Here is a 6,558-nt window from a genome sequence, read left to right as displayed (position 1 = left end):
GACCCCGGCGGCGCCGACCCCGTCGCCCCCGTCACCCCTATGGTGTGGTTTGTCGTGTGATCGTCGCCCATGACACCCCATCCTGCGTTACGAGGGCGTGCCGGACACTGAGCGGCACGCGCCTTTTTGCGCCGAGGTGTCGGGTGCGGCGGGGTCGGCGCCGCCGGGGTCAGGGCCCGGGACGCCCGCCGTCCGCCGGTCCCCGTGCCGACCCGACGCGTTCCCGGGCTCCTCCGCCTCCGGAGCGCCCCGCGCCGCCGGGCGGCGGTAGGCCAGGCGGCACAGCAGCGCCTCGGCCGGTCCGCGCCTGCCCGCGCGCTCCAGCGAGTAGGACGCCGCCACCGTCACCAGCCACACGCCCACCGCGAACAGGGCCATCGACCACGAGGCGAGTTCGCCGCCCAGCCCCAGGCCCCAGGCCGCCAGGAGCGGCGCGCACAGCACCGACTGGGCCAGGTAGGCCGACAGCGAGCGCTTACCGGTCGCCGACAGCGCGCCGACCACTACCAGGCCGTGTTGGCGAGCGCGATGAACAGCAGCATGAACCCGCGTGCCAGGTCTGGTGCGAGGGCTCTCTCACCCGCGTCGACCGGACCGCGGGAAACGGTGTGCCCAGACATGGGAGACTCCCCGATTTCGCGATATGCCGTGTCAGCGATTCAATCGGAGCGGGCGGACGGGCACAACAGGCCCCCGGCGGGCGCGGACCCGGGAAAGTCCCCTGGGGAAGGAGCCTCAGGAGGAGCGCGAGGTGGCGGCCACGACCAGTTGGCGCAGCGGCTCGCGGGCGGATTCGTCCAGCTCGGGGCTCTCCAGGGCCGCTACGGCCCGGTCTGCGTACTCCGCGATCATCTCCTCGCACGCGGCCAGCGCGCCCGAGCCCTCGATCAGGGAGCACATCCACTCCACAGAGGACACCGACAGGTCCGGCGCCCCCAGCAGCGAGCGGAACCGCTCGGCGTCGGCAGCTCCGGCGCGCGCCAGGGTCTCGGCCACCACCAGCGTCCGCTTGCCCTCGCGCAGGTCGTCCCCGGCGGGCTTGCCGGTGGTGGACGGGTCGCCGAACACGCCCAGCACGTCGTCGCGGAGCTGGAAGGCGATCCCCAGCGGGATGCCGTAGCCGGTGTAGACCCCGGCCAGCTCCTCGTGGCGGCCCGCCAGGGCCGCGCCCAGGTGCAGCGGGCGCTCCACCGTGTACTTGGCGGACTTGTAGCGCATCACGCGCAGCGCCGCCTCGCGTGTGCCGGTGCCCCGCACCTGCTCCAGTGTGTCCAGGTACTGCCCCGCCATGACCTCGGTGCGCATCGCGTCGAAGGGGCGCCGCCCCCGGCTCAGCACCTCCGTCGGGAAGCCGCTCGCCTGGTACATCTCGTCCGACCAGGCCAGGCACAGGTCGCCGATGAGGATGGCCGCGCCCTGGCCGAAGCCCTCGCTGTCGCCGCTCCAACCCTGGTCGGCGTGCAGCTTGGCCAGACGCTTGTGCGTGGCGGGCAGGCCGCGCCGGGTGTCGCTGTTGTCGATCACGTCGTCGTGGACGAGCGCGCACGCCTGGAGGAACTCCAGGGAGGCCGCAGCCCGCACCACGCGCTCGTCGTCGGCCGCGCCGCCCGCGCCCCGCCACCCCCAGTAGCAGAAGGTCGGCCGCAGGCGCTTGCCTCCGGAGATCATCGCCTCCAGCGCGTCCATGGCCGGAGCCAGCTCCTCCCCGATCTCCATCAGCTGGGCCCGGTGGTCGGCGCAGAAGGAGGTCAGTTCGCGGTCCACGCCGGAGCGGACCGCGAAGACGGCGGAGGCGGACGGGGAAGAGGAAGGCACCATGAACCGCAGGTTATCGGCTGTCGGACGCGGCCCGGTCCGGTTCCGCCCCTCCGGGCCGCTCGCGACTGGCCACCAGCACGAACGACACCGGCGCCAGCGGCGCCCGCGCGCCCAGCCTGGCCGGTGCGCCAGCGACCTCCCGGCCGCTCTCCAGGCGCAGGCCCCAGAACAGAGTGGTGAGCGCCACGGGTCTCACAGGGTGGGACGGCCCCTCCGCCGCGGGGGTGTCTGACCTAAGCTGGTGCGCATGCTGGCTGCACCGACACTCCCTGTGGCGCCCCGGGGCCCGGCCCCCAGGCCGCGTCACATCCGAGAACTCCTCGACGCGGGCGAGCCGATGTTCTCCTTCGAGTTCTTCCCGCCCCGCACGCCCCAGGCGCAGGAGCGCCTGTGGCGCGCGATCAGGGAGATCGAGGCCCTCGGCCCCGCCTTCGTCTCGGTCACCTACGGCGCGGGCGGCAGCACGCGCGGGCTGACCGTGGAGACCACCGAGCGCATCGCGGCCGACACCACACTGCTGCCGGTCGCGCACATGACCCTGGTCGACCACTCCGTGGCCGAACTGCGCCACCTCGTCGGCCGCCTCGCCGACGCCGGCGTGTCCAACATGCTCGCCGTGCGGGGGGACCCGCCCGGCGACCCGGACGGGGAGTGGATCCGCCACCCCCAGGGGCTGACCTACGCCGAGGAGCTGGTGCGCCTGATCAAGGACAGCGGCGACTTCTGCGTGGGCGTGGCCGCCTTCCCCTACAAGCACCCGCGCTCGGACGACGTCGAGACCGACACCGACCACTTCGTGCGCAAGTGCGAGGCGGGCGCAGACTACGCCATCACCCAGATGTTCTTCGACCCCGAGGACTACCTGCGCCTGCGCGACCGGGTGGCCGCGCGCGGCTGCGAGGTGCCGATCATCCCCGAGGTCTTCCCGGTGGTGCGCACCTCGTTCATCCCGCGCTCGGAGCAGCTCTCCGGAGCACCCTTCCCGGCCGACCTGGCCGAGAGGTTCGCCTCCTTCGGCGACGACGCCGAGTCCGTGCGGGCCTTCGGCATCGAGCACGCCCAGCGCATGTGCGAGCGGTTGCTGGCCGAGGGCGCGCCGGGCATCCACTTCATCACCTCGAACCGGTCCACGGCCACCAGGCAGATCTACCGGGAGATCTCCGGTCACCGGAGCCCGTCAGAGGGAGCCGGGCGGCCATGATCGAGAAGGGCTGACCGGGGCTGCCGGGGAAGCGGAAGTCCTCCAGCACCTCGGTGAACCCGCACGAGCGGTACAGGTGGCGCGCCGCGGACGGTCCCGAACGCGTGGACAGCACCGCTGTTCGCTCGGGCCTGCCACGGCACAGGGCGTGGAGCAGGGCGCGGCCCACGCCCCGGTTCTGCGCGTCCGGGTGGACGTGCACCTCGGCGACCTCCAGAGCGTCGTCCAGCCAGCGGCGCGTCTGACGGGCCCCGGCGCCCGCGCGCAGCCCCTCCGCCACCGTGTCGTGCCACCACTGGCCGCCGCGTCCGTGGAAGCCGTAGGCGAAGCCGACCGGGAGGCCGCCGCGCACGGCCACCACCGCGCGAAAGCCCGGATTGCGGGCGTGGCCCCTCATGACGGAGGCGCGCCCGGGCAGCTGCTCCGGGGGCGGCCGCATGGCGGCCTCGTACACCTGGAGCAGCGCGGGCACGGCGTGCGTGAAGGCGGGCGGGGCCAGCTCGCGCAACTCGGTATCGGCTACCACGGGCCAAGGGTAGTTCCCCGGACCTTCCGCAGGCCTGCGGATTCGCGCGCGGGCGGGGTGCGCGCGGCGCCGGGCGGGGTCCTTGACGGGCCCGGCGGCCTGGGGTTAACTGGATCTTGTCGAACAGGAGTTCGACACACTCCGCCGGACCCCCTCCGGCGGGAGGGCGGCGCGGCCGGGCTGGGGAGGGGAAGCCCCACGTCCGGCCGCGCCGCTCCGGCCCCGTCCGCCCGGCCAGTCCCCGGCCGGGCGGACACGACGAGAGCCGGCGCCCCCCGTCGGGGCCGCCGGCTCTCGTCGAGCGGGTGCGGATCTGTCCGGTTGCCCCGGCGTCCGGGTACCGGTCAGAAGGCGTCGACCGCGCGGCGCGCCTCGGGGTCGAGGACGCCCCAGTTGATGAGTTCCTCGGTCAGGTCCCCGGGCGACTTGTCGTAGATGACCGCGAGTGAGCGCAGGTCCTCCTGGCGGATGGAGAGCACCCGCCCGTTGTAGTCGCCCCGCTGGCTCTGGATCGTGGCGACGTAGCGGGACAGCGGTCCGGCCTTCTCCTGCGGCAGCTGCTGCATGCGCTCCAGGTCGATGACCAGCTTGGGCGTGGGGCCCAGCGGGGTGGGAGCCGCGCCGCCCGGCAGCAGCTCCGACATCGGCACGCCGTAGAAGTCCGCCAGCTCGGCGAGCTTCTGGACGGTGACGGCGCGGTCGCCGCGCTCGTAGGAGCCCACCACGACGGCCTTCCAGCGGCCGTGGGACTTCTCTTCCACCCCGTGCAGGGACAGGCCCTGCTGGGTGCGGATGGCACGCAGTCGCGCACCGAGGGACTTCGCGTATTCGGATGGCATCTTCTTGTCGCTCCCGGCCGTGACAGTGGCTGGCGTGGTGGGGGGACGTCCGCTCGTACTCGGCGGGCCGCCTGGGCGGTCCAGCGGATGGTCACGGGATGCAACCCCACCCGGCAGTGGTTACAGACAGTGACGGTAGGGGGGTCTGCCTTCCAGGTCAAGCCGTTGGTGTGAAACGCGACTAATCGGTGGCCAAACCGTGCGTAAGTGAGACACCTCTCATGTCATGACCGAACGGGACGAGTCGTGCATCACGATGGCATGAAAAGCCCGTTCCTCCTGGGTATTTCAGGTTTCGACCCCTTCGTTGCCGTATCCACTGAGTGGCGACATGACCACATTTCAGGGGTTACGCGTTCGCTTGTGGTGTGACCAGAGTCACATTAGTGACCTCGGGTCATCGACCGCCTCGCGGGGGTCGCGAGCGCCGCTGGTAGCGTGGCTCCGATCGACGTCCTTTAACGACCTGTTCAGTGAGGCAGGGAAGGGAGTCACTACTTTGCGTGCGCAAAAACCGACGACCGGTGACACCGGTGGCGGTTCCCCCGCACCCGAGGTGCCCGAGGGCACCCGCGCCGTCCTCGACGGCAGCGAGATCGACCGGGCGCTGACCCGCATCGCCCACGAGGTGCTCGAACGCACCAAGGGGGGCCGGGGCGTCACCCTCCTGGGCATCCCCTCGCGCGGGGTCCCGCTCGCCCACCGCCTGGCACGGCGGATCGAACGGGTGGAGGACCTCACCGTCCCCGCGGGCTCGCTCGACATCACCATGTACCGCGACGACCTGCGCTCCGCCCCCGTCCGCGCCCTCGGCCGGACCGAGATCCCCCAGGGCGGACTCGACGACCGCGTCGTGGTCCTCGTCGACGACGTCCTCTTCTCCGGCCGCACCGTCCGCGCCGCCCTGGACGCGCTCGGCGACCTGGGGCGCCCCCGCGCCGTCCAGCTCGCCGTCCTGGTCGACCGGGGCCACCGCGAACTGCCCATCCGCGCCGACTACGTGGGCAAGAACCTGCCCACCTCGCTGCGGGAGAGCGTCATTGTGCGCCTGGAGGAGACCGACGGACACGACGCGGTCCTGCTCGGCCCGTCCCGCCCGTCACCCTCCACCACCCTCAACCGAGGCCTACGGCCCAGTCCCTCCCAGCACCCCGGAGCCACCGAGGAGAACGACTGATGCGCCACCTGCTCTCCGCCGGCGACCTCTCCCGCGACGAGGCCACCCTCGTCCTGGACACCGCCGCCGAACTCGCCCAGGTCGGCGACCGCTCCGTCAAGAAGCTGCCCACCCTGCGCGGGCGCACCGTGGTCAACCTCTTCTACGAGGACTCCACCCGCACCCGCACATCCTTCGAGCTGGCCGCCAAGCGCCTGTCCGCGGACGTCATCAACTTCTCCGCCAAGGGCTCCAGCGTCTCCAAGGGCGAGAGCCTCAAGGACACCGCGCTGACCCTCCAGGCCATGGGCGCCGACGGCGTCGTCATCCGGCACAGCGCCTCCGGCGCCGCCCACCGCCTCGCCAACTGGGTGGACGGGTCCGTCCTCAACGCGGGCGACGGCACCCACGAACACCCCACCCAGGCCCTGCTGGACGCCTTCACCATGCGCTCGCGCCTGGGGCGCCTGGAGGGGCTGAGGGTGGCCGTCGTCGGCGACATCCTGCACAGCCGGGTCGCCCGCTCCAACGTGCTGCTGCTCACCACCCTGGGCGCGCACGTCACCCTGGTCGCGCCGCCCACCCTGCTGCCGGTCTCGGTGCACACCTGGCCGTGCGAGGTCTCCTACGACCTCGACGACGTCCTGCCCAAGTCCGACGTCGTCATGATGCTGCGCGTACAGGCCGAGCGCATGCACGAGTCGTTCTTCCCGTCCACGCGCGAGTACAGCCGCAACTACGGTCTGGACGGCGAGCGCCTGTCCCGCATGCCCGAGGACGCGATCGTCATGCACCCCGGCCCGATGGTCCGCGGCATGGAGATCTCCGCAGAGGTCGCCGACTCGCCCCGCTGCACCGTCACCGAGCAGGTCGCCAACGGCGTCAGCCTGCGCATGGCCGTGCTCTACCTGCTGCTCGGCGGCTCCTGACAGCCCTGCCGCACCACCGCTCCCGAGGGGCGCGAGGCCCCGCGGATCAGGTGCGGTCCGTGGGTGTCGGGCATCGCGGTGTTGGCTTC

The 6,558-nt window shown here is 72.4% G+C and carries 7 protein-coding genes and 1 pseudogene; 3 read left to right on the top strand and 5 right to left on the bottom strand.

The annotated features are described in order from the left end of the window. Window positions 1-189 precede the first annotated feature (189 nt). From ABD54_RS24685 to ABD54_RS28405, 3 genes and pseudogenes are all read right to left on the bottom strand, one after another. Window positions 190-531, bottom strand: a pseudogene (locus ABD54_RS24685) (DUF418 domain-containing protein); the annotation flags it as partial. Between the two features lie 204 nt (window positions 532-735). After that, window positions 736-1,818, bottom strand: a complete 1,083-nt coding sequence (locus tag ABD54_RS24680; RefSeq protein ID WP_047871938.1) for a polyprenyl synthetase family protein — start codon at window positions 1,816-1,818, stop codon at window positions 736-738. Between the two features lie 10 nt (window positions 1,819-1,828). Continuing rightward, window positions 1,829-2,005 (bottom strand): hypothetical protein, encoded by a 177-nt coding sequence (locus ABD54_RS28405; protein WP_160313094.1) that lies wholly within the window; start codon window positions 2,003-2,005, stop codon window positions 1,829-1,831. An 84-nt stretch (window positions 2,006-2,089) separates the two neighbouring features. On the opposite strand from ABD54_RS28405, the gene metF reads away from it, so the two are divergent. Next, window positions 2,090-3,019: a methylenetetrahydrofolate reductase [NAD(P)H] gene (gene metF / locus ABD54_RS24675; protein WP_047871937.1), complete on the top strand. Its 930-nt coding sequence runs from the start codon at window positions 2,090-2,092 to the stop codon at window positions 3,017-3,019. Here the strand turns inward: metF and ABD54_RS24670 are convergent. Both ABD54_RS24670 and ABD54_RS24665 read right to left on the bottom strand, forming a co-directional pair. Next, window positions 2,931-3,545 (bottom strand): GNAT family N-acetyltransferase, encoded by a 615-nt coding sequence (locus ABD54_RS24670; RefSeq protein ID WP_047871936.1) that lies wholly within the window; start codon window positions 3,543-3,545, stop codon window positions 2,931-2,933. The genes metF and ABD54_RS24670 overlap by 89 nt on opposite strands. Before the next feature lie 344 nt (window positions 3,546-3,889). Then, entirely contained in the window at window positions 3,890-4,384 is a 495-nt protein-coding gene (locus ABD54_RS24665; RefSeq protein WP_013154123.1) for a transcriptional regulator, read from the bottom strand. 499 nt (window positions 4,385-4,883) lie between these two features. Here ABD54_RS24665 and pyrR point away from each other — a divergent pair, with 499 nt between their 5' ends. After that, window positions 4,884-5,561 (top strand): bifunctional pyr operon transcriptional regulator/uracil phosphoribosyltransferase PyrR, encoded by a 678-nt coding sequence (pyrR, locus tag ABD54_RS24660; RefSeq protein ID WP_047871935.1) that lies wholly within the window; start codon window positions 4,884-4,886, stop codon window positions 5,559-5,561. Further along, window positions 5,561-6,469 (top strand): aspartate carbamoyltransferase catalytic subunit, encoded by a 909-nt coding sequence (locus ABD54_RS24655; RefSeq protein WP_047871934.1) that lies wholly within the window; start codon window positions 5,561-5,563, stop codon window positions 6,467-6,469. Before pyrR ends, ABD54_RS24655 begins: the two co-directional genes overlap by 1 nt. Window positions 6,470-6,558: the final 89 nt, after the last annotated feature.

Source organism: Nocardiopsis sp. RV163 (assembly GCF_001029525.1).
Classification (GTDB): domain Bacteria; phylum Actinomycetota; class Actinomycetes; order Streptosporangiales; family Streptosporangiaceae; genus Nocardiopsis; species Nocardiopsis dassonvillei.
Note: the sequence above shows the minus strand (reverse complement) of the source record. Positions and strands in the feature narration are given on the sequence as shown.